This window comes from Paenibacillus aurantiacus, assembly GCF_042431225.1.
Classification (GTDB): Bacteria; Bacillota; Bacilli; order Paenibacillales; family Paenibacillaceae; genus Paenibacillus_Z; species Paenibacillus_Z aurantiacus.
Genome location: NZ_JBHMDO010000003.1, coordinates 276,503 through 299,766, shown reverse-complemented (window position 1 = coordinate 299,766; position 23,264 = coordinate 276,503). Strand labels below are relative to the sequence as shown.

Genomic DNA, 23,264 nt, shown 5'->3' with positions numbered 1-23,264 from the left:
AGGGGGTGCCAACCATCATGGCAAACAATGACAAGTCCCGCGCGCCGCAAAGCGCGAACAGCGCGGCATCGCAGCGCGGCCAGAAACAGCCGGAGCAAGAAGGCTTTGACAAAAAGCTGGACGGTCCGAACCGGCCCGCGGAATAAGGCGGGATCGGCATGACGAACGATCGCACGCCGAAGTCGGTTGACATGACGGCAGGCGCAGCGGACAAGGCGCCGCTTGTCAGTGCCGATGATCCGGCGCTGGACCCGTTCGAAATCAATTTCCTTCCCGAGTTGAGCGAGGGGCGCGGGCCACGCGCGCCGTATACGAATTCGCACGGCGTCGTCATCGGCGATCATGAGTACGAATCGGCGAACTCGCCGCTCTCGAACTGGACGGAAGACACCGACCCGGCCATCATGGCTGGCGACGAGTGGGTGCATCCTTACAAGGACATCGGATTTCTGACAGACGAGAACCGGGATTATTTCGAGCGGGGCATCGCGCCGGCTGCCGGCATATTCATGCACCCGGACAAAAATACGAGCTATGCCGCCGCGGAAGCGGACGAGCCGGACAGGGCGGAATGACGCCGCGCTATCGGCGCAATCATCAAGCAATCGGAGCGATGCGCGCCGGTTGCTTTTTCTTTGCTTTCATTTTAGACGGGCGGTATAATGGGTAATAAACGTTAGTGATAAGGAGTGGTAACGAATGTCAATGTCGTTCGAAAGATATATGCTGGATATGGTGCAACCAATGAGAGACGATCTGACGCGTCTTGGTATCGAGGAGCTGCGGACGCCCGAGGACGTAGAGGCGAAGCTGCCGGATGCCAAGGGAACCGCTCTTGTCGTCGTCAACTCCGTATGCGGCTGCGCGGCCGGCCAATGCCGTCCGGGCGTGGCGCAAGCGCTGCAGCACGATATTACGCCGGATCACTTGTACACCGTCTTCGCCGGTCAAGATAAGGAAGCGACGGCTAAGGCGCGCGAATATTTCGCTCCATACCCGCCTTCGTCCCCTTCGATCGCGCTCATGAAAGACGGCGAACTCGTTCACTTTATCGAACGCCATCAAATCGAGAACCGTTCGGCCGCCGACATCGCTGCAGATCTGACGTCTGCGTTCGACCGTTTCTGCCGTTAAGAGGTGACCTGGGATGAGCATGCAGCAGGAGATTATTGAACGTCTCGGCGTGAAGCCCGAGATCGATGTGGACCAGGAGATTCGCAAACGCGTCGACTTCTTGAAGGAATACGTCCGCAAATCGGGCACGACCGGCCTCTTGATTGCAATCAGCGGCGGGATCGATAGCGCGGTGGCGACGGGCCTATGCAAACAAGCGACCGACGAGCTCTCCGCAGAGACCGGCCAAGCGTACATTACGCTCGGCGTGTTCCAACCCTATGGCGAGCAGGTCGATATCTCCGATAGCTACGCGGTCGCCGAAGCGTTCAAGCTGACGCACAAGGTCGAGACCAACATCCAGGAGGCGGTCGACGAGATCGCGCTGGAAGTGGAACACAGCCTGAAGTCGATCGGTATCTCCCGTCATATCAGCCGCGGCGGCAAAGGCAATGTCAAAGCCCGCACGCGGATGGTGACGCAGTATGCGCTGGCGTTCGAGCTTAACCTGCTCGTCGTCGGCACCGACCACGCGTCGGAAGCCATTACGGGCTTCTACACGAAGTGGGGCGACGGCGCGGTCGACATTACGCCGCTCAGTACGCTGAACAAGCGTCAAGTCCGTCAGCTGGCTGCCCGTCTGGGCGTGCCGCAGAGCATCCTCGACAAAGCGCCGACTGCCGGTCTTTGGGAAGGACAGACGGACGAAGCGGAGCTTGGCATTACGTACGACGAGAACAGCGCGTACCTCGAAGGCAAGGCAGTGGGCGATGCGGCCCGCGAGAAGCTGGAGAAGCAATATGTGAAGACCGCGCACAAGCGCGAACCGATCCCGGGCATCTAACCGGGAGCGGCGAGAGGGAAGACGACCGGACAGTTGGCCGGGGCTTCCCTCTTTTTGCGTAAACGCGCGGCTTAAGGAGGCGGACGAGCATGATCATCGGCATCGGACATGATATGGCGTCGCTGACGCGAATCGCGTCCATCCTGGACGGGGAGATCGGCGAGAAGTTCCTGCGGCGTATCTTGACGCCGGGTGAACGTGAGACGATCGCGGGACTCGGGGGCTTACGCCGAGCCGAATACGCGGCAGGGAGGTTCGCAGCGAAGGAAGCGTTGTCGAAGGCGTTCGGGTGCGGCATCGGCAAGGAACTCTCGTTCCAGGATATGGAGATCGGTAGGGACGCATCGGGCAAGCCGGGCGCGGCGTTAAGCGCAGCGGCGTGGAGCCGGCTGGGCAGAGACGCTTCGCGGACGCGCATTCACGTGACGATTACGCACGAGCAGCCGTTCGCTTCGGCCTTCATCGTTGTCGAAGAGGTTAAAGAGTCGGTAAAATAGGCGTGTGCCCACGCACTTTCTGGTTTGGTTTTGTCACCAAACGCTCATAATGTGAATACACCGTTATGTACGCAATCAGGGAGAGGAGATGGCACAAGTGCCTAATGTTTTGACGATTCAAGAGTCCCGGGCGAAGTGGACATTCATCAGTGGTCAGGAGGTCGCTTACGACGGCATGTACACGAATGTATGGGGGAGCAAGCTTCCGCTCTTGCAGGGGGACCGGTTCCCGATGCACCCTCAGATGGGAGCCTGTCGTTGGACGTATTCCGGACCGCTGACCTCGGGACTGCCGAAAGACGGGCGCAGCGCGAAGCGTCGTGATGATTATCGATAATTCGGACTGGACACCAACAGAGGATCTGCCCCGCGCAGCTTGCCGTCGATCGTACGGTAAGGCGGGTGGCGGATCCTCTTTATTTGCGCGTCTTGACGATCGGGCGGCGCGGCGCCGTGCCACTACTTGTGCCCGGCAAGCCACGATGCGAGCGCCTTGATCTCCTCTTCGCTCAGACGCTCGGCGAACGCGGGCATCGCGCCGGATCCGGCCTTGATCTGCGCTTGGATCTCAGCTTCGCTCAGACGGCTGCCGACTTCGGCCAAATTCGTGACGGCGCCCATGCGGCCTTGCAGTTCGGCCCCATGACAGTTGACGCAGTTGTTCCGGTAGAGGGTGAGGGTCTCGGCCGGACCGCTGAGTTCGGCGGAAGAGGGGCCGTCTTGTCCGCTGGATCCGCCGCCGCAGCCGGACGTGAGCAGCAGCGCCGCGGCGGCCATTGCGGTCAGGGTCAGTCGGACGACTGCGGGGGCGTGTGGACGAATGCGGAATGAATACTTGCGATAAATCATGTACGTGCTCCTTTCAGTTGGCAGTCAATCAACACAGTGCCAATTAGTAACATGTCCTTTTTATCCGATACGGCTTATAATAGTAGTTGGTATATAGATTTCGAGATAGTGGGAGTTTACATGAATTCTACCTATAAGACCATATTACAAAATAATTTTCACCGCTTTCAAGCTGATGTGTCTATGGCTACTATTTCGCAGCTGAATACCGGGTTCCACCGCGAGGACACGCCGGACTACTATCGACTCTGGTATGTGCGAAGCGGAATGGGATGGCTGATTCTGGACGGCGTAGCGTATACGCTCGAGCCTGGATATATGTATATGCTCCCGGCGGGCGCATCGCAGCAGTTCGGCAACGACAACCCGGAGCCGGTGGAGGTGTACTGGTGTCACTTTCGCCCGTCGGCGGGCACGCTGCCGCTGGACGAATTCCCGGTGGCGGTGGCGCCGTTCGTACAAACGGTGGCCGAGCAGGACTTCGCCCGGCTTGTGCAAGCATTCGGATCGGATCTGTTCACCAGGGAGCTGCGCGTGCGCGCGGCGTTCCTCGATTTGGTGGCGGCCTATCTGGAGGTATGCGACTTCTGCCAAAACACGCCCATGCACGATCATGAGCTGATGGGGAAGCTGGAGCCGGTGCTCGCGTACATCGATAGTCATTTGGCATCGAACATCGGCGTGTATGATTTGGCCAAACTAGCGTTTCTGCATCCGAATTATTTCATCGGGTATTTCAAGTCCGTTACCGGCTGCTCGCCAATCCAGTACGTCAACAACCGCAGACTGGAGGAGGCGCGTCGGCTGCTTCAGGATACGGACGTGCGCGTGGCGGAGGTGGCGCGAGCGGTCGGGATGCAGAATCATTACCTCTCCCGCTTGTTCCGCCAGCATTATGGGCTGACGCCAAGCCGTTACCGGCAGATCTCGCAGCAGCAGCGGGGCAGGCACGACGAGGATGAGAAGAGCGAGGTGTAGGGATGACGGAGCGGAGGAAGACGGCAGAAGCGAGCGCGGACAAGGCGGCGCCGAACCGGACCGCGGTACTCGGCCAGACGCCTGAAGGTGCGGCCTTGGGGCGCGATGAGCAGGCCGCGCGGGGAGCAGCGGGTGAAGGCGATCGGGCGCGTGCAAGCGTAAGCGAGCTGGCAGCCGCGAATACGGAAGCGAAGGGATATTTCAGCCGCGAGCTGCTGGATTGGTACCGCGCGAACAAGCGCGTCTTGCCGTGGCGGATCAACCGGGATCCTTACCGGATCTGGGTATCCGAGGTCATGCTGCAGCAGACGCGGGTGGATACGGTCATCCCGTACTACGAGCGGTTCATGGCGAAATTCCCGACGATTAACGCGCTCGCCGAAGCGCCGGAAGAGGAAGTGCTCAAGCTATGGGAAGGCTTGGGCTACTACTCCCGGGCGCGGAACTTGCAGGCCGGCGCGCGCGAAGTCGCGGAGCGTCACGGCGGCATCGTGCCTGACGATAAGGAGATGGTCTCGGCGCTGCGCGGCGTCGGACCGTATACGACGGGCGCGATCATGAGCATCGCGTTCAACCGGCCGGAGCCGGCCGTCGACGGCAATGTCATGCGGGTGCTGTCGCGCTACTTCTGCCTCGAGGACGACATTGCCAAGCCGTCGACGCGCATCGGCATCGAGAAGCTGGCCGCATCGCTCATTCCCGAAGGCGCGGCGGGAGATTTCAACCAAGCGCTCATGGAGCTGGGCGCGCTCGTCTGCACGCCGAAGTCGCCGGGCTGCCTGACCTGTCCGGTTATGGCCTACTGCGAAGGACGGGCAGAAGGCAAGGAGCACATCCTGCCGATCAAGACGAAGGCGAAGCCGCCGCGTCCGGAGACGCGCCTCGCCGCGCTGATCGTTGGCACCGGCGAGCACGCGGGCAAGCTGCTCGTCCGCCAGCGTCCGGAAAGCGGGCTGCTTGCCCGCATGTGGGAGCTGCCGCATGTGCTGGCCGAAGGCGCGGAGCCGAAGAAGAAGCCTGCGCGCGGCGCGCGAGCGAAGGCGGACCAGCTTGCGCTTGGGGCGACCGATGCGGATGCGCAGGCAATCGGCGGAAGCGGGTTAGCGCTTGGCACAGCTGCCGGGAAAGAAGCGCAGATGGACGCGCTGTGCCGGCAGCTGGCGGCGGAAGACCGCGTGCTGGTGCGCCCGGTCGGCTGGTGGGGCGAAGCCGAGCACGTGTTCAGCCATATCGTGTGGGATGTGCAGGTGTATAAGGCGGCATTCGGTTTCGTGCTGGAGGAGGCCGAGGCACAGGCTGCTGCGGAAGCTGCGATGCGGTTCAAGGTGGCGGAAGGCGGAGAGGCGTATACAGCCGCGACCGTTGAGACCGCCGCGACCGCGGGAGAGCCAGTGACGGAGAGCGCCGCGCTGCCGGCGAACTACCGGTGGATCGGCCAAGCCGACATGGAGGAGCTGGCGTTCCCGAACGTGTTCCTGCGCATTCTTCGCGACTATTGGGAGATTGCGGCGGCACGTTGACGGGAGCCGAGGACGACCGGCGTTGAAGCGCGAACGATTCGCTAGCTTGCTAGTTTGGCTGATGCGAGTGGAATGAGAATAAGAAGTATGGCAATAAGAAGATCGGCAGACTTAAGCTAATCGCTGCAACCAGCCAGCTGAGCGTTCTACACCAAGAGTAAAGCACGCGATAGCAAGTGCAAAGATGGGGAGCTGATTGCGATGAGCGATATGCTGGAGAGATTGCAGCGCGAGCGGATCGTGGCGATATTCCGCGGCGTTGAGGATCGTTATGCGGATGATGCCGCGCGCGCCTTGATTGATGGCGGAATCCGCATGATGGAGATTACATTGAATACCGACGGGGCGCTCGGCATGATTAGCCGCTGGCGGGAGAAGTTCGGCGCCGAGGCGGGGATCGGCGCGGGCACGGTGCTCGATCTGGACATGGCGAAGGAAGCGGTCGCGGCCGGCGCGCAGTATTTGATCTCGCCGAACCTGGATGAATCCGTCGTCGTCTATGGCAACGAGCAGGGCGTGCCCGTCTGGCCAGGCTGTATGACGCCAACGGAGGTCGTACGTGCGTGGAAAGCCGGCGCCGAAGCGGTGAAGATCTTCCCGATGGCGTCGCTCGGCGTCAAATACCTAGCCGAGATTCGCGCGCCGCTGGACCGGATTCCGATGATCGCGACCGGCGGCGTCGACCTGGATAACATCGCGCACTATTTCAAGGCCGGCGCCTGCGCGGTCGGCATGGGCAGCAAGCTCGTCAACCTGACGTGGGCGCGCGAAGGCAAGTTCGATCTGCTGACGGCGCGGGCGAAGCAGTTCGCGGAGGCGGCACGGGGATTGTAAGGTTGGTGCGAATAGTCGTAACGATTCGAGAGAAATGTTACAAAACGAAGGTTTGTAAGAAAACGCGGCGAGCGCCGCGTTTTTTATTTTGCCTCCGAAATCTTACACAAAAAAAGGAGCCTGCGGCAAAAATCCGCAGGCTGCAAGAGAGAATATATAATAAAGGGGGGTCATGAGTACATTATAGCGGGTTTAGATGAAAGAAACATGAAGAGATTATTACAGTTTTATTACATTGTGGTAAGCGGTTACATAGGTTGGCCGCAACAGCAGGTGTGGCTATCTGGCTTGTTCCGTTACAAGCCATGTGAATTATGCCCGTGTTACAAGGATACCTTTTCATTAGCGGCGAAGTTCGACTTCGACTCACATTCCCGGAATGCGGCGTGTGTGCAGCCCCTGCATTTGGCTGGGCTCATTAGCGTTAGTGCGTGATTTATCGCCTCGCCTGTATGCGCAAAGAAACGGTCTTCTCGGATAAGGGAGTACAAACCTGTTGACTTCGCTATGTCCATAGGCTGCCGCTGAATGCCCGAGATCAGGACCACCCCGCCTGATTTCTCCATTTCTTTGATCAATTGCACGAGTCGGGCCTCGCCTGTTGTATCCATATAGGGTACTTTCGACATGCGTAATAGAAGAATGTTAGGCTTCTGAGGCGTCATGTCCATGACGGATCGTTCAAACTTACTGGCGGTACCAAAGAACAGCGGTCCCTCAAGGGTGAATATGTTGAACTGGGGACAGTCATGATGCTCACTGACCATATATGCTTTCACCTTATTGGATTTGTGCGCCGAGTCGGGCAGAACCTTGACCACCTTCAATTGCTCACTGATTCGCTTGACGAACAGAAGAATAGATAAGACTAAGCCGACTTCAACGGCTGTCGTTAAATTTGTGAGCACGGTGAGCAAAAAGGTGATGAGCAGCACCAAGGAATCGCTTGTTCTCGATTGCAAGATATGGGCGAATTCCTTGCGTTCACTCATATTCCACGCAACCATCATTAGGATTGGGGCCATACTTGCAAGCGGAATATCAGACGCATAGGGAGCAAATAAAATCAGAACAAGAAAAACGACAATGCCGTGTATGATGCCGGAGAAAGGCGACACCGCTCCATTCTTAATATTGGTCGCTGTTCGCGCAATGGCTCCAGTCGCAGGAATGCCTCCGAATAGGGGCGTGACCATGTTCGCGATGCCCTGCCCGATAAGCTCACGATTGCTGTTATGGCGAGTACCGGTCATACCATCGGCCACGACTGCCGATAATAGGGACTCTATTCCCCCTAACAGCGCAATGGCAAGCGCGGGCTGAATTAATGTGCCCACGCGATCCCAGGTGATCGTGGGGAAGTGAAAATGGGGCAGTGTACTCGGAATTACGCCGAATGAAGAGCCGATTGTCGTGACGTGCCCTTTGAAGAACAAGGCTGCGATAACGCTGGATAAGACAAGTCCAACCAATGAACCGGGAATCTTAGGCAGAAACCGCGGTGAAATCAAGATGGCCGCTAAACAAATGGCCGCCGTTAACACGCTGTAGCCATTAAGAGATGCCAGATGAGACAGGATTTCGTTCATGTTAGGCAGAAAATTTTCATGCTTCTTGGTCCCGGTAAGTCCGAGGAAATTAACGATTTGACCGCTGAATATGATAACGGCGATCCCGGCCGTAAATCCGGTCGTGACGGGACGCGGGATAAATTTGATTAATACACCAAGCTTGAATACGCCCATGAGGACAAGAATTATGCCAGCTAAAAACCCGGCGATGAGTAAGTTCTCATACCCATACTGTAAGACGATGGCGAAAAGAATGGGAATAAAGGCACCGGTCGGACCGCCAATTTGGAATTTGGAGCCGCCGAGCAAGGAAATCAATATACCGGCAATGATGGTGGTATAGATGCCGTACTCAGGCTTTACCCCAGAGGCAATAGCAAATGCCATCCCCAGCGGAATGGCGATAATACCTACAATTAGCCCGGAAATTAGATCCTTGCGGAAGGCCGCTGCATCATATTGCTCATATCTTCCCGTCCACTTCATTCGAGCACCTTCTATTATTATATATTTGATTATTTGAATATATAAGAAATGTACTCCCGTGGGCTTAAGAAGTCAAACGTAAAAAAAGATGAGGTTTCTCCAAAAATGCGGCGGAAAACAAAGAAAACAAGGTGCACCTTGAAAATGCTCATGGATGCCCTTGTTTTGCCGGTTATGGCTCATTGCGAATGACCTCAAGCAATGAAATCGCGTTGACGAGATGATTATCGAAGATCTGCTTCGCAACGACCAGCAGGTCTTTAATCAGCGGATCTCTTAAGGAATAAATCACGGATGTCCCCTCTTTTATGGTGCTCACCACGTTCTTATTCCGAAGCACGGACAGCTGCTGAGATACGGCAGAGCCCTCTGAGCCCAAGATGGTTTGCAATTCGTTGACGTTTTTGTCGCCTTCAGATAGAACTTCAAGTATTCGAATTCTCATCGGGTGAGCCAATGCTTTAAAAAAGTCGGCTTTGAACTGTTGTATCGTTTGATTCTGATTCATGGCCCATACTCCTTAACTCCTGAACTTTTGAATATATGAATATGATAGCACATTTCACATCAATCATCTGTAAAGGACAAGGTGCATGAATTGTGATTTAGAGGGATCTGTCTTATAATGCATTTATATTTGAATCTTTGAATATTTGGATTTTGTGCAGAATAGGAAAGAGAGGGAATGCGTGATGGAGAATTACCCAAGTTGTCCTCAATGTAACTCGGATTACACGTATGAAGATAGAGGATTATATATTTGTCCTAGTTGCAGTCATGAGTGGTCAGCACAATCGAATATCGAGGCGAGCGAGGCGCAGAAGACGATTAAAGATGCCAATGGCAATGTATTAAACGATGGCGATGCCGTAACCATCATTAAGGATCTGAAAGTCAAAGGCAGCTCATCTGTTCTGAAAGTGGGCACAAAGGTGAAAAGTATCCGTCTTGTGGAAGGCGATCATAATATCGATTGCAAGATTGATGGTTTTGGAGCGATGAAGTTAAAATCTGAATTTGTAAAAAAGGCATAAGTAAATCCGAACTACGAAGGGCACCCAATACGGTGCCCTTTTTTGGCGGCATTTGATGATCCAGCTGCCCATGTCATTAAACAACTATATTGCCTGTCACCAACCATTGGTTAAGGATAGTCTCATGGTTTCTGAAAATCTGACCTTTTTCTTTAGTGTTGGGATAGAATGGATGTTCCGCTTTGTATTAGTTGTTTTTAGTTATTTTTACAATTTACCAAATCATACAACTATATTTTAATGGCCGTTTTGCCGATAAATAGACCTAGGAGTATAGAACCATACACAGAAGAGGTGGAGAGGTTGCATTTTCAAGGCAGAAAGAAATGGATAATCGGTCTCATCCTTCTCGTAACCGCCGCGCTGATCAGCGGCTGCGGAACCGAGCAGGCATCGCCATTATCGGACAAAACGAAAATCGGCATCATGCTGTCGGACGTAGGTCTTGGGGACCAATCTTTCAGCGATGCTGCCTTCCGCGGGCTGATGAAGGCGCGTGACGAGAACGGCATTATTTTCGATTATAAAGAAATCTCGAAGGACAAGACGTACGATGACGGCTTCGAGGAGCTCGCGCAAGAAAATTGTGACCTGATTGTCGGTCTGGGCTTTATGGTGAAGGACAGCATGGAGAAGTCGGCGAAGCAGCATCCCGATCAGCAGTTTCTGCTGATTGACGAAACCTCGGATTTGCCGAATATCGCTTCGATCACTTTCAAAGAGGAAGAGGGCAGCTTTCTGGCCGGCGCTTTGGCTGCGATGGCAAGCCGAACGAATCACGTCGGCTTCATCGGCGGAGTGGATGCACCCGTTATCCATAAATTCCAAGCCGGCTTTGAGCAGGGTGTGAAGATGGTCGATCCGGACATGGCCGTTGACGTCAAGTATGCAGGGGATTTCGGAAAGGCCGATCTGGGGGCGAGCATAGCCAAGCAGATGATCGGCGAAGGGGCTGACGTCATTTATACGGCGGCCGGCTTCACTGGCGTCGGCGCGCTGCAGGAAGCAGTCAGGCACGGCGCTTATGCAATCGGCGTCGATTCTGACCAATATTTTGTCGCAGAAAAAGCGGTCATCAGCTCCATGATGAAGAATGTCGACGTTGCTGTCTACAAAGCAGTGATAGACTTCGAAAAAAACGGCGGGAAATTTGCCGAGCAGCATATGGTATTCGGTCTGATGGACAATGGAGTGGGACTTGCTCCCATCCGGGTCATAAGCCTTATGCAGCACGAGCAGAAGCAGTTGGACGAGCTAAAGCAAAAACTGGTTTCGGGCGAAATCACCGTCCAAATTCCTTAGACGGGATAAGAAAGGAGCACTCATGAAACTTCAAGGCAAACTACTCACCAACGCGCTGCTCTCTCTGCTCGCTTCACTGGCGCTGGTCGCTTATATTATCGTGCAGTTGTTGAATATGAACGCGCAAAATAAGGACCTCGTGCCGGCCATGCTTACGATCCAGGATCTGAAAAGCGAATTCATTCAAACTAGCCAAGCGCTCGGCAATTTTTCTTTCTCGATGACGGATAGCAACAAGACCGATGTGTCCACCGTTTTGGAAGCGACGAAGGCGACGATCAAGAAGCTGCAGACCAGCATTCAAGATGTGGAGCAGCAGAAGCTGCTCGCAACCGTTGCAAAGAAGAGCGAGGAGCTGTCTTCGGCCGCCGAGAAGGCAATGAACGAGAAGCTTAGTCCGGAGGCTAAGCGGCAGTCGCTCCGTACACTGGGGATTCAAAATGACGTCTACATGCTCGATCTGCTCGCTAAAGCGAAGTACGATCAATACACGGCTGAGCTGGCTAACAATATCCGGCTCACCTGGCAGCTGGCGCTTGCGGGAGCTGTACTGCTCCTCGTCGCTGTCGGCGCTTATAATGCATGGACAGCCCGAAAGCTGGTGCGGCGCATCCGGAGTTTGAACGAAGCCGCGCAGCAGATGGCGCAGGGGAATTTGGCGATTACGGTGTCCCCCGCCAAGGGCCGAGACGAGATCGAAGAGCTAAGTGGCGCATTCCAGATCATGGTCCGGAACATTCGCGGCATTATCCAATCGGTAGAGGAAGCCGGTGAGCGCGTCGAACAGATGGCCAAAGATATCGACGACCATAATGGGAATATGAAGGAAGTTGTCTCCCAAGTGGCCACGTCCACAGAGGAGCTGGCCATCGGCAGCCAGCGCATTGCCGAGGATGTAACGACGACCGTAGTATTGGTCGACGACATGGAGCACAAGTTCTCATCCAATCTTACGATGATGCATACCTCCGAGCGGCGCAGCGAGGAAGCTGTGGAGGCGATTCAGCAGGGCGGAGATATGATGGATGAGCAGCTTCGGATCGTAACGGGTAACCGTGAAGCGATGACGGCCGTAGAGCGAACGGTGCGGGAGCTTGCGTCCAGCACAGAAGAGATCTCGAAGATGGCGGGCACCGTGTCCGACATTGCTAAACAGACGACCATGCTGTCGCTGAATGCATCGATTGAGGCAGCGCGTGCGGGCGAAGCCGGTAAAGGCTTTGCCGTCGTGGCATTCGAAGTCAAGAAGCTTGCGGATCAATCGACGCAAGCGGTAAAACAGATTTTCAGCGCGGTTAACGCAATTACGGCTTCGATGGGGAATGTTCGCTCGTCCGTGATGGAGAGCATGGAGCAGTTCCGGGTACAAGAGGCGGCTGCGGAGAAGACGCATGAAGCGTTTGCCCACATCCGCGAGAAGGTGCAGCAGATCGCAGAGCAACTGGGCAGGATGTCGGGGGATATGGAAGCTTCGCGGCGGACATGTGCGGAAGTGCAGGAGGCGATGACAAGCATTAGCGCAATTACCGAGCAGTCGGCGGCGGGCAGCGAAGAGATTACAGCTTCGACCGTGACGCAGCAGAGCGCGTTCGAGGAAGCGGCAGGCAAGGTGAAGGCACTGCGCAGCATTGCAGCGGATATGCAGTCGGAGCTGAGACGTTTCCAACTGTAAAGCGTGGGTTGGCATGAAGTTGAAAAAGGCGGCTTGACTGAAGGCACTACGCTGCCGGGAACGGTCACTGAAAAGATGGAGCAGGCTTTCACGACCATGATCAGGAGCTGGCCGCCTTTATTCACGCGAATTACGAGCAGGTGAGCGTATCGTACAGATTGTGCTTCCATAATAAAGTTGAGTGAGAGTAATTGAGGTTGAACAAAAGAAGGGCTGTCCGATTATCGATGATGATTCGGATAACCCTTTTATTATGTTTCGGACTGTGATTCAGCGAGGCGATGAATACTGCTTCCTACTTCCGCAGATTCATCGAGGATCTGCTGCATCGATGAATCGTTGATCGCAAATCACCGGATTATGACCAACAACATTGCGCCCTTTCCGTCTGGAGGGGCGAGGGGAGCGGAATACATATGTACGAGTATAAGACCTTTTGTATAGGTTGCGGAAAACCGGAAGTGCGTGGACCGGAAAGGGAGGTTCCACGATAAAATTACGGTGAAACAGGAGGTCGATGAATCCCTTCTGCCGCTCAAGATTCCGAAGCTGATCGTACAGCCGATCGTAGAGAACGCGATCAAGCACGGGATAGAGAATAAAAAGGGTAAGGGCGTCATCTCGATCCGCGTACAGGAAGAAGCCGATCAAGTACTCATCGTTGTGCGCGATGATGGGATCGGGATCGATCGCGAGAAGCTGGAACGTATCTGCGCTTCACTCTCGGGAACGGGCAAGCATCGTAAAGAAGGTCGGGCTATCGGGCTTCAGAATGTACATGACCGAATCGTGCTGCATTACGGGGAAGGCTACGGCTTGACGGTGGACAGTACGGCAGACGATGGTACGACGGTTACGCTCCATATTCCAAGACATCATGAGCAGACGGAGGCGAGAAGTAATGTTTAGCGTGATTATCGCGGATGACGAATTCGATATCCGACAAGGGCTGAAGCACGTCATCGACTGGTACGGGGAAGGCTTTGTTAGCAAACGGCATCCCGACCTTTGTTGATGAGCTCATTGAAAAACATGGAAGGTCAGCGGGAGCTCGCGTCGATTGATTAACCCAAAGTGGCTCGTTCGAGCCGGATGAAGATCGCCATCGGAGGTCTTTTTTCGTTTAACGGGAACTATCCCTTCTCTTCACCCTTCACCTACTGGAGGATAATACCGATAAAATAGTAAAAGCTAACACGATCAGCGGCCCAATCTTTGGCAGGGCCTACCGGACCCCATTCCTCTCCGCTGCCACTATCCCAAGACTGGAGGTCTCATCTATGAACAACTATGTCTTCTTCTTTCTCTTGTACCTCCTGCCGGCCTTCTTCTCGTTCTACCTGGGCGTCGAGATTCTGTTCCGGGACCGCAATCTGATCCATCGACTCGCCGCGGCGATCGCGTTCATCACGACTGTCAGCTTCGTCATCGACTATTTCATGACCGTTCTTCCCCAGGCCGCGGTAGAAGTACTCCTGATTCAATGGAAGATGCCGCTAAGCATGCTGACGATCAGCCTCGATCTCTGGTTCTACATGGAGACGTTCCGGCCCAAAGCGACCCGGGTGGCGAGGAAGTACCGCGCGATAAGGTGGGTCGTGCCGATCACCTTGCCGCTGATGTATGTGCTCATGGTGCTGTACAACAACGTTCTGTATCCAGACCCGATCGCATATGCGATCGAACGCAACATTTTTTTTACGAACTGGCTCGGTCAGGTCGTCAACCTGCTTATGATCGCCTACATTTTGGCCATTCTTATCGAGCTGTACCTTGCATCCCGGAGGGCGGGCAAGGAGGAGAAGGATGAGAGGAAGAAGATCCGCATTTTGCTCGTCGGCATTCTGGTCATGCTGGCGGTGATCGTCTTCAGCAATGTGCTCCGGAATTTGCGCCTCGTTCCGCACGGCATGAATATCGAGGATTTCGGCCCCCTGTTCGAAATGATTTGCATCCGGTACGTCATGGTGAAATACAACTTCTTGCCGGCCTACCATATGCGGTTCAAAGTCGTGTTCCACAATTCGCCGCACGGCATCTTTATTATCGATGAACGGGGCATCATTCACGATGCCAACGAAGCCGCGGGCCGACTGGTCGGCCGCGAGGCTCCAGAGTTGAGGGAGACGCCGCTTGCCGGGTTGTTTGACGTCGAGCATTATGGTGAGTATCGGGAGCTCATGGGGATTTTCTCGAATAAGGCGCCAAGGAAAGAAAAGGAGACGGTATGGCAAACGCATCGCCGGGAACGGATCTACGTCGTCTATAACGTGGAGCTGATGGAGTTCGAGAAGGAGCGGCTGCTCTGCCTCAGCGTGCGCGACGTGACGGAATTCAAGCAGGTGCAGACGCAGCTCGTGCATCTCGCTTATCACGACCCGCTGACGGGTCTGTACAACCGCTTCTATTATCACGAGAAAATAACCGATGAAATCGCCCGCGCCGCAAAAAACGGACAACAGCTGGCGCTCGTTCTGCTCGATCTGGACAAATTCAAGGCGGTTAATGACACGTACGGCCATATGGCCGGCGACGATGTCCTCCGGCATGTAGCCAGAGCGATCGGGCGCGTCGAGAATCCGGATGTCTTCTCGGCCAGGCTGGGCGGCGATGAATTCGCCATCCTGCTGCGCCATGTAGAGAGCAGGGATCGAATCGTGGATTACATGAGCCGGGTGCTCGAGGGGATTCGAGAGCCGGTTTCAATCGAAGGGCATCTGGTCAGCGTCGGCACAAGTGCCGGCGTCAGCCTGTTCCCGGATGACGGCCAGGATCTGAATACGCTTTACCGCCGTTCCGATCTGGCGCTGTACCGTTCCAAAGGGGCGGAGGTTCGGGGGAGGCTGGAATTTTATACGAAGAGGCTGGAACTGACCGATGAGACGAGCGGGACCGACAGATGAATCCGCCGAGTCTTCCCTTGGCCAACATTCTACTGGATGACCTTGACAAAGAACTGACCAAGCGAGGACTGCAATTCGCCCGTTATGCGGACGATTGTAACATTTCGTGGGAAGCAAGCGCGCAAGCGAACGCGTGTTGAAGACGGTAACCGAGTTTGTGGAAGGAAGGCTGAAATTGAAAGTGAACCGAGAGAAAAAGTGCGGTCGACCGGTCATGGAACCGTCGTGCAGCAAGAGGTGAATGGACTGCTGACGGAATCCCGCGAGCTGAAGGTGCCGCTCGAGGTTGTACAAGAATTAAACCGTCCTAGATAAGGCGGAATGGAAGACGGCGATGGGATCTCCATTGCCGTCTTTTCGTTGTTTATTCGTGAAGGTCGATCCTTAAAATCGCTTTATTTAGTGCAGAATTCAGACCAAAACAGTAGAATCATGGAGTCCAACTAACAGCCGACTGAGGTAGGAGAATCCCTCGTTGTTGTTCGTCATAGTTGCCAAAGTAAAGCATAGCGTCTTGTTAAAAAGTTTAATAAAAGTTGAAATTTCATGGTGCATCGGGGTATAATTCTTCTATTAGACCAAGAGGAGTTTGGAATGATGAAGAAGATAACGCTACAAATGATAGCCGAACGAGTCGGAGTTTCGAAGGCGCTCGTCTCCAAAGCGTTGTCGCATGATCCTGCCGTGAAAGACGACACCAAAGAAACGATCTGGCGTACAGCCGAGGAGATGGGATATAAAGTGAAGTCCCTTCGTAAGCAGCCGGCTGTAAGGACGGGGAATATAGCGGTTCTCATGCCGCGGGCTTACTTAAGCGACTTCGAGTATTGGGGCAAAATTCTTCATGGCGTTGACCAGGAGTTGACGAATAACGGATTCAGCATGCTGCTGTCAGGGATTGATATCGAATTGCATCCGGCAGAAGGAATTCCGCATAGCATATCAGAAGATAAGGTTGACGGAGCGCTTGTACTTGGACATATGCCGGAGCCTTATGTTCAGATTCTAACAGGCAAACGTCTGCCGCTTGTCATGGTGGATTCCAACCATCTTGATCCTGCAGTTGATCACGTTTTGGCCAATAACTTTCTTGGTACCTACCATGCGGTAAGGCATTTGATTGCGGCAGGCCACCGAAGGATTGCATTCGTCGGCGACCACGAAACGGCTTGGAGCTTTCGGGAGCGAAAACGAGGATACGCGGAAGCGATATCGGATGCCGGCGATCGCTTACCCGCTCCATCTTCCGAACTTCTCATCAAGGGCATGGGCGTAAGCGGGAATGGAAACTACGTGAATCCCGAGTTTGCCGACAATTTGCGGCGGGCCCTGATGGCAGAAGAAGAGGCGGTAACCGCACTCATGTGTTCGAACGATATGATTGCTTTCGAGGCGTTGAAGGTTGTCGCAGATCTTGGGTTAAGATGTCCAGAGGATATTTCGGTCATCGGATTTGATGATCTCACGCTTGCAGAGATGCTGAGCCCCCGATTAACGACGGTAAAGGTACCAAAGGAATCAATCGGTAAACGAGCCGTTCAAGTATTATTCAGTCGGTTTGCCGAGCCGGATCGGGATACGGAGCATGTTCTGATCAGCACGGAACTGATCGAGCGTGCCTCAGTCAAAAAGCTGTAATCATTTCGCTACGGCCCTTATTTGCCAATAAAACCGTACTGAGAAACGTCGTATTCTTGTTAATCAAGAGTACGACGTTTTTGCGTTGTAGGCTGCTTTTATTACGCCTTAAAAACGAATTTCTTATTCAGTTTAATAAACTGTATAAGAAACTGTTGATTAAAATATTGGGCGGTGGTATAGTAACAACTGTAAGCGGTATCAATAATTCAAGCGGGGGTAGAAAGATGAAAAAGCAAACTTCAATCCTTCTGGCGACTATGCTGCTCGGCGGCTTGCTCGCCGGCTGCGGCAACAACGGCAATCATGCTAGCAATAGTAATGGCAGCAGCACGGACACGGCTAATTCGGCCAATCAACAGGAAAGTACCGGAGAAGAAATCAGCGGTACGATTACTTATCTAAGCAACCGTACAGATTTGATTGGCAATACGTACGATGAATATGCGAAACGTTTCAACGAAAAGTATCCAAACGCGCACGTGGAGTTCGAGGCGATCAAGGACTTCGATCAAAATGCTAAAGTGCGGCTGTCCTCCAGAGATCTTCCCGATGTTATGAACATTCCGACGATCTCGAATGCCGAACTGCCGAATTACTATGCGCCGCTTGATGATCTCGGGCTGAATGATCGAATCCGCTTCAAGGATTATAAATCGTTCGAAGGAAAAGTATACGGGATCGCCTCCGGTGTAGAGACAGTCGGCATCGTATATAACAAGAAAGCCTTTGCTGACGCCGGCATTACGGAAATTCCAACAACGCTGGATGCTTTCTATGCTGCGGCAGATAAGCTTAAGGCCAAAGGCGTCGTTCCTTTTGCCTCCAACTTCAAAGAGCAATGGCCCTTGTATCCGTTCTCCAAAGAAGTGCCGATCGCGATTGCGGGGGACGGCAACTTCTATAATGACCGGGTGAAGTCCGATACGCCTTACACGTTAGAAGGGCCGTTCGGAGAATCGATGAGTATCATCAGAACGATGTATGAAAAGGGATATCTGGAGGCAGACGTCAACTCTACGAACTGGGAACAATCGAAGAAAGATTTTGCAACCGGAAAATTTGCCATGATGTATCTCGGCCAATGGATTATTCCGCAGCTCATAAGCGCGGGAACGACTTCGGATAACGTAGGGTTCTTCCCATTCCCCTACAATAACGAGAGCAGCCATAATACCGTCCTGTCTCCAAGCTCAGGCGTATACGGCGTGAATAAGGATAGCAAGAACATCGCCGTCGCCAAGGCATTCGTGAAGTGGATGCTTGAAGAGTCCGGTGCAGGCGACGACATGCTTCCAATCTTCAAGGATGCGCAATCTGCTCTGCCGCAGCTTCAGGAATACGAGAGCTTCAAGCCGAACTACATCGAGTTGACCCCGGATACGATCGAGTCAACGGAAAGAACGAATAAGGCGCAAATTACGAAGGAAGCGATCGTGCAGGAGTTTGTGCTGGCGAAGAATCCGCAAGACGTGTTCGATGATTACAACAAGAAATGGACAGAGGCGAAGTAATTCGGAAATAGGAAATCAATCAGGCGAGAGCGAAGCGGCCGGCTAGCGAGGCCGGCTGCCGAGGTCTCGACGAAGGAATGGTGTGGAGCTAATGAGCGGGTTATCGTACCGGACACAGAGAAAACTCATACTGGGAACGTTTCTAGCTATACCGTTATTGATGTTATTGATCTTTACCTACTATCCGGCAGTTCGATTAGTCTATTTGAGCTTCACCGATTGGAACGGCACCAGCTCCGACTACTCGTTTCTTGGATTGGATAATTATAAAGAGATTTTCAGCAATCCTGATCTATTCGGCGTATTCGTTCATCAAATCCCATATGTAATCGGCGGCATTCTGCAAAACGCGATTGCGCTGTTGTTTGCGATCATTCTCAATTCGAAATTAAGGGGAAGAAACGGGTTCCGCGTTCTGCTGTTTCTTCCGTTTATTATGAACGGCGTAGCCGTTGCCTTCATGTTCCAGTATGTGTTTGACACTACGGAGGGCTCCTTAAATACGCTGCTTGGCTATCTGGGACTCGGATCGCTTCAACAAAGCTGGCTGGGCAACTCGGCGCTGGTCAATTATACGCTAGCATCGATCAGCGTGTGGCGATATATGGGGTACACGATGATTATTTACTTGGGGGCGCTTCAAGCGATACCGGGCGATATGTACGAAGCGGCACGAATCGATGGAGCCGGAAGATGGCAGGTGTTGTGGAACTTGACGCTGCCGAGTCTTAGCAAAATCATTCAGCTTAATATGTTCCTGACCTTGAGCGGAGCGTTATCCGTATTTGATCTTCCATTCGTATTGACGAAAGGCGGACCTGTAGGGTCTAGCGAAACGTTCCTCTTCAAGACGATACAAACCGCCTTCCAATTTAATAACTTTGGTCTTGCCTCTGCCATGAGCGTTGTTCTCTTGCTGTTGACGCTGCTCATACTCGCTGCCCAAAATCTAGCCTTAAGCAGAAAGGGAGCGGAGTAGCCCCATGAAAAAGTTTGATCTCCTGAATAGCTTGAAATATATGCTTGTATCCATTGCGGCTCTCGTTGTACTGTTCCCGCCCTATGTGGTCGTAGTCAACGCATTCAAGAGGACCGACGAGAGCTCTAGTCCATTCTCTCTTCCGGACAGCTTTCTGTATTTGGATAACTTCGTTGAAGTATTTGAACGGGCAGATATCCTTCAAGCATTTTCGAATACGTTTATCATTACCGCCGTATCGATTCTAGGCAATATCTTGCTTGGCACAATGGTGTCTTATGCGCTGGGCAGATTCGATTTCAAGGGAAAGAAGCTGGTCGTAGGCGCGTTTCTATTCGCGACCATTATCCCGACCATTACGACCCAGGTGGTCGTATTCTCCATCATTCAATGGCTGGGGCTATTTAATACCCTGTATGCGCCAATCGTTCTCTTCATCGGAGCCGACGTTCTGCAGATCTACATTTACCTGCAGTTTATACGCAATATTCCATACGAGCTGGATGAGAGCGCAATGATGGACGGGGCCAGCTTATTCCGCATCTATCGTTCGATTATTTTCCCTTTACTCGGTCCGGCAACGGCAACCCTCGTCATTCTCAAAACGATCAATATTTACAACGAGTTGTACATCCCGTATCTCTACATGCCGAAGAGGGATCTCGTTACCGTGTCGACGGCGATTATGCGGTTCGCCAGCAACAATCAGGCACAATGGTCCTATATATGCGCGACGATTCTGCTCATTATGATTCCGACCGTCGTCTTGTACTTGTTTATGCAGCGGTTCATTTTCAGCGGGATCACAAGCGGATCGGTTAAAGGGTAGCAGAGAAGGGACATTGAAAATCAGACGCAAGGGTTGGTAGCGACATGGAAATAAACCTTAATCATAGTCAATGGGAGTTAAAAGGCTTCTGGCCATGGGTACCGTGCAAAGGGACCAGTATGGAGATTGGCAACGAGCTAATGGGCGTCACGGAGTGGATTCCGGCAACGGTACCTGGAGGGGTGCATCAGGATTTGTTCCGGGCGGGACTAATAAACGATCCGTACCAGGACCTGAACAGCATGCAATGCGAATGGGTGGAGAATCGTTGGTGGGTCTACCGAACGCGCATCGCAATTCCTTTCCTCAATCCGGAAGAACGTGCAGAGCTTGTATTTAAGGGCTTGGACTATGAGGCGATCATAACCTTGAACGGGATCAAGCTTGGCGAGCATGCGGGGATGTACGAGCCAGCCGTATACGATGTGACGGAGGTTATCCGGGGACGGGAATTCGCCGAATTGCAGGTCATTTTCAAGCAGGCACCCGACGAAATGGGGCAGATCGGCAAAACATCCGAGACCTTCACCCAAAAAAGCCGGTTCAATTACAAATGGGATTTCTCCACACGGCTTGTCAATGTGGGCATATGGGATGATGTATGGCTCCGTATCCTCCCAACCAGCTCCCTTGGCGATATTGCGCTTCATACGGATGTGGATGAAGCCGGTACGGGGTGGATCCGCTTAGCTGCGGAAATCCGGCAGCCGGGATCGAGATCAGAGGTGCTAGTCACCCTATTGAATCCTGAAGGCCATTCTGTCGCATGCTTGGTAGAGCAAATGGATGATGGACGCGTTCATTTTGAAATTCCCATCACCTCTCCGCAGTTGTGGTATCCGAATGGTTACGGCGACCAGCCGCTTTATGAAGTCAACATTCGTTTAGTGTGCGATGACACCGTGATGGATGAACGAAAATTGTACACGGGGATACGCAGGTTGGAATATAGCCAGAATGAAGGAAGCCCTGCGGACGCCTTGCCCTACACGTTCATCGTGAATGGTCGAAGAATCTATATTCAAGGCGCGAATCTGACGCCGCTTGATCATCTCTACGGCAATGTGTGCGCCGAACGTTACGATTGGATCGTCCATTTGGCCAAGCATTCGAATCTTAATATGCTCCGGATCTGGGGCGGAGGTCTGATCGAGAAGACCTATCTGTACGAACTATGCGATCGGTACGGCATCTTGATCTGGCAAGAATTCATTCAATCGAGCTCCGGGATTGATAACGTACCCTCGCAGAGACCCGAGTTTCTCAAGCTGCTTGAACGGACGGCCGTAACCGCTTTGAAGGATCGTCGCAACCATGTCTCCTTGGCGGTATGGAGCGGCGGCAATGAGTTGATGAGCGAGCCGAACCGTCCCTCTACCTATGCGGATACGAATCTGTCCTTCCTTAAGGCGCTCGTGGCAAAGCACGATCCGCATCGGTTATTCCTGCCGACTTCGGCATCCGGACCCGTTCAATATATTACGAGGGAGAAGGGCGTGAGTCATGACGTTCATGGACATTGGAAGTTCGAGGGGAACCCCGATCATTACTCGCTTTATGGCGAAGCGGATCACTTATTCCACAGTGAATTTGGCGTCGATGGCGTAAGCTGTGTCAAAAGCCTGCGGAAATTCCTCTCTGAGCCCCATCTAAAGCCGGTTTCGATGAAGGATAGCCTTGTCTGGCGTCACCATGGGGAATGGTGGGATACGTATGACCGAGATAAAGCGTTGTTCGGTCAGTTCGAGAGTCTGTCCCAGTTCTCGGACGCCAGCCAGTGGATCCAGGCGGAAGGGCTGCGCTTTATACTGGAAGCCAACCGCCGTCGCCAGTTCCGCAACAGCGGCAGTATCATCTGGCAGATGAATGAGCCGTGGCCGAATGCCAGCTGCACCAATTTAGTGGATTACTATATGGAACCTAAAATGGCTTATTACTGGACGCGTCAGTCCTTCAGCAGGAATCATTTCTCGCTGGATTATCGCAAACTGCATTATACGGTTGGCGAGAAGCTGGAGGCAGATGTCTATGTGCACCAGGGTTTACAGCCGGCGTATAGATCTATTCTAGTTGAAGTTCTCGACACGAAAGGAAACGTGCATGACAGAAACACTTTTCGTTACGAGGCAGAGGAATGCTCGGTAGCTAAGGTCGGGCAGTTGCGCTTCATCGTACCGCAAACGGATGACGGATTATTCATTGTCAGACTGCGGGAACAGGGCGAGGGCAGCGCGCAAACGAATGATTACTTCTTCTCAACCCTTGAGCAAGCGATCTATGAGCCAGCCCTACGGATTGAGCCAGCATCGTTGCATATTGAAACTGTTGGCGATTGGGTGGGCGCTTCGATGCCGTACGGCATGAAATCTACGGTATGGACTAGAACGTTCACCATTACGAACCACGGCCAGTCCGTGGCGCTTCATATTCGTCCTGAAGAGCGGACGGATCAATATTGGATGGCTGCGGATGCGTCCTTCTTCTCCTTATTTCCAGGGGAATCGAGAGTGGTGAATGTATCTTGCCTTACGAGAACAGGAGAGCTGTTCAAGCATCTTCAAGAATCGGTGTCAACAGACATCAGACCTGACATCGCATTCCGTACGTTCGGGAGCGAGCAACTCGTCATATCGAATGGGGCTAAGGTAAAGACGTAATGGAACAAGCGGTGACAGAACGGTATGCACGCATACTGCTGTCG

At 53.3% G+C, this 23,264-nt stretch carries 22 protein-coding genes and 1 pseudogene; 20 read left to right on the top strand and 3 right to left on the bottom strand.

Features of this window, described 5'->3' with window-relative positions; all coding sequences use genetic code 11:
* Positions 1 to 17 precede the first annotated feature (17 nt).
* The 6 genes from ACFFSY_RS02250 (at position 18) to ACFFSY_RS02225 (ending at position 2,791) form a co-directional block, all read left to right on the top strand.
* Positions 18 to 146, top strand: a complete 129-nt coding sequence (locus tag ACFFSY_RS02250; protein ID WP_377489231.1) for a hypothetical protein — start codon at positions 18 to 20, stop codon at positions 144 to 146.
* Positions 147 to 191: 45 nt separating this feature from the next.
* Complete coding sequence (locus ACFFSY_RS02245; protein WP_377489696.1) at positions 192 to 575, top strand: DUF3905 domain-containing protein; 384 nt, start codon at positions 192 to 194, stop codon at positions 573 to 575.
* A 124-nt stretch (positions 576 to 699) separates the two neighbouring features.
* Positions 700 to 1,134, top strand: a complete 435-nt coding sequence (locus ACFFSY_RS02240; RefSeq protein ID WP_377489228.1) for a BrxA/BrxB family bacilliredoxin — start codon at positions 700 to 702, stop codon at positions 1,132 to 1,134.
* 13 nt (positions 1,135 to 1,147) lie between these two features.
* The gene (gene nadE / locus ACFFSY_RS02235) at positions 1,148 to 1,957 is read left to right on the top strand and encodes an NAD(+) synthase (RefSeq protein ID WP_377489225.1); all 810 of its coding nucleotides are present in this window, start codon (positions 1,148 to 1,150) and stop codon (positions 1,955 to 1,957) included.
* Positions 1,958 to 2,046: 89 nt separating this feature from the next.
* The gene (acpS, locus tag ACFFSY_RS02230) at positions 2,047 to 2,454 is read left to right on the top strand and encodes a holo-ACP synthase (protein ID WP_377489222.1); all 408 of its coding nucleotides are present in this window, start codon (positions 2,047 to 2,049) and stop codon (positions 2,452 to 2,454) included.
* Between the two features lie 97 nt (positions 2,455 to 2,551).
* Positions 2,552 to 2,791: a hypothetical protein gene (locus tag ACFFSY_RS02225; RefSeq protein ID WP_377489220.1), complete on the top strand. Its 240-nt coding sequence runs from the start codon at positions 2,552 to 2,554 to the stop codon at positions 2,789 to 2,791.
* Between the two features lie 122 nt (positions 2,792 to 2,913).
* Here the strand turns inward: ACFFSY_RS02225 and ACFFSY_RS02220 are convergent, their stop codons facing one another.
* Positions 2,914 to 3,303 carry a c-type cytochrome gene (locus ACFFSY_RS02220; RefSeq protein WP_377489217.1) on the bottom strand — a complete coding sequence of 130 codons (390 nt, stop codon included), beginning with the start codon at positions 3,301 to 3,303 and terminating at the stop codon, positions 2,914 to 2,916.
* 183 nt (positions 3,304 to 3,486) lie between these two features.
* Between ACFFSY_RS02220 and ACFFSY_RS02215 the strand changes: the two genes are divergently transcribed.
* The 3 genes from ACFFSY_RS02215 to ACFFSY_RS02205 all read left to right on the top strand — a co-directional run bounded on the left by ACFFSY_RS02215 (position 3,487) and on the right by ACFFSY_RS02205 (position 6,635).
* Positions 3,487 to 4,281 (top strand): helix-turn-helix domain-containing protein, encoded by a 795-nt coding sequence (locus ACFFSY_RS02215; RefSeq protein WP_377489214.1) that lies wholly within the window; start codon positions 3,487 to 3,489, stop codon positions 4,279 to 4,281.
* A gap of 167 nt (positions 4,282 to 4,448) precedes the next feature.
* Positions 4,449 to 5,801, top strand: coding sequence for an A/G-specific adenine glycosylase (mutY, locus tag ACFFSY_RS02210; protein ID WP_377489693.1), 1,353 nt, complete (start codon positions 4,449 to 4,451; stop codon positions 5,799 to 5,801).
* 201 nt (positions 5,802 to 6,002) lie between these two features.
* Positions 6,003 to 6,635, top strand: a complete 633-nt coding sequence (locus ACFFSY_RS02205; RefSeq protein ID WP_377489211.1) for a bifunctional 4-hydroxy-2-oxoglutarate aldolase/2-dehydro-3-deoxy-phosphogluconate aldolase — start codon at positions 6,003 to 6,005, stop codon at positions 6,633 to 6,635.
* 323 nt (positions 6,636 to 6,958) lie between these two features.
* Here the strand turns inward: ACFFSY_RS02205 and ACFFSY_RS02200 are convergent, their stop codons facing one another.
* Together ACFFSY_RS02200 and ACFFSY_RS02195 are read right to left on the bottom strand one after the other, a co-directional pair.
* A complete protein-coding gene (locus tag ACFFSY_RS02200) occupies positions 6,959 to 8,692 on the bottom strand; it encodes a SulP family inorganic anion transporter (RefSeq protein ID WP_377489208.1) in 1,734 nt (577 codons plus the stop codon).
* A gap of 172 nt (positions 8,693 to 8,864) precedes the next feature.
* Positions 8,865 to 9,200 (bottom strand): ArsR/SmtB family transcription factor, encoded by a 336-nt coding sequence (locus tag ACFFSY_RS02195; RefSeq protein ID WP_377489205.1) that lies wholly within the window; start codon positions 9,198 to 9,200, stop codon positions 8,865 to 8,867.
* A 184-nt stretch (positions 9,201 to 9,384) separates the two neighbouring features.
* On the opposite strand from ACFFSY_RS02195, the gene ACFFSY_RS02190 reads away from it, so the two are divergent.
* The 11 genes and pseudogenes from ACFFSY_RS02190 to ACFFSY_RS02140 all read left to right on the top strand — a co-directional run bounded on the left by ACFFSY_RS02190 (position 9,385) and on the right by ACFFSY_RS02140 (position 23,220).
* The gene (locus tag ACFFSY_RS02190; protein WP_377489690.1) at positions 9,385 to 9,726 is read left to right on the top strand and encodes a zinc ribbon domain-containing protein YjdM; all 342 of its coding nucleotides are present in this window, start codon (positions 9,385 to 9,387) and stop codon (positions 9,724 to 9,726) included.
* A gap of 303 nt (positions 9,727 to 10,029) precedes the next feature.
* Entirely contained in the window at positions 10,030 to 11,028 is a 999-nt protein-coding gene (locus ACFFSY_RS02185) for a BMP family lipoprotein (RefSeq protein ID WP_377489202.1), read from the top strand.
* A 22-nt stretch (positions 11,029 to 11,050) separates the two neighbouring features.
* Positions 11,051 to 12,700 (top strand): methyl-accepting chemotaxis protein, encoded by a 1,650-nt coding sequence (locus tag ACFFSY_RS02180; protein WP_377489199.1) that lies wholly within the window; start codon positions 11,051 to 11,053, stop codon positions 12,698 to 12,700.
* A 501-nt stretch (positions 12,701 to 13,201) separates the two neighbouring features.
* On the top strand, positions 13,202 to 13,609 hold the full coding sequence (locus ACFFSY_RS02175) for a sensor histidine kinase (protein ID WP_377489196.1): 408 nt from the start codon (positions 13,202 to 13,204) through the stop codon (positions 13,607 to 13,609).
* A 371-nt stretch (positions 13,610 to 13,980) separates the two neighbouring features.
* Positions 13,981 to 15,603, top strand: coding sequence for a diguanylate cyclase domain-containing protein (locus tag ACFFSY_RS02170; RefSeq protein ID WP_377489193.1), 1,623 nt, complete (start codon positions 13,981 to 13,983; stop codon positions 15,601 to 15,603).
* Between the two features lie 8 nt (positions 15,604 to 15,611).
* Positions 15,612 to 15,830 (top strand): annotated as a pseudogene (locus ACFFSY_RS02165) (reverse transcriptase domain-containing protein); the annotation flags it as partial.
* 367 nt (positions 15,831 to 16,197) lie between these two features.
* Positions 16,198 to 17,241 (top strand): LacI family DNA-binding transcriptional regulator, encoded by a 1,044-nt coding sequence (locus ACFFSY_RS02160; protein ID WP_377489190.1) that lies wholly within the window; start codon positions 16,198 to 16,200, stop codon positions 17,239 to 17,241.
* 227 nt (positions 17,242 to 17,468) lie between these two features.
* Positions 17,469 to 18,755, top strand: a complete 1,287-nt coding sequence (locus ACFFSY_RS02155) for an ABC transporter substrate-binding protein (RefSeq protein ID WP_377489188.1) — start codon at positions 17,469 to 17,471, stop codon at positions 18,753 to 18,755.
* A gap of 91 nt (positions 18,756 to 18,846) precedes the next feature.
* Positions 18,847 to 19,734 carry a carbohydrate ABC transporter permease gene (locus ACFFSY_RS02150; protein WP_377489185.1) on the top strand — a complete coding sequence of 296 codons (888 nt, stop codon included), beginning with the start codon at positions 18,847 to 18,849 and terminating at the stop codon, positions 19,732 to 19,734.
* 4 nt (positions 19,735 to 19,738) lie between these two features.
* Positions 19,739 to 20,563 (top strand): carbohydrate ABC transporter permease, encoded by an 825-nt coding sequence (locus ACFFSY_RS02145; RefSeq protein ID WP_377489182.1) that lies wholly within the window; start codon positions 19,739 to 19,741, stop codon positions 20,561 to 20,563.
* 119 nt (positions 20,564 to 20,682) lie between these two features.
* Positions 20,683 to 23,220: a glycoside hydrolase family 2 protein gene (locus ACFFSY_RS02140; protein WP_377489179.1), complete on the top strand. Its 2,538-nt coding sequence runs from the start codon at positions 20,683 to 20,685 to the stop codon at positions 23,218 to 23,220.
* Positions 23,221 to 23,264 lie beyond the last annotated feature (44 nt).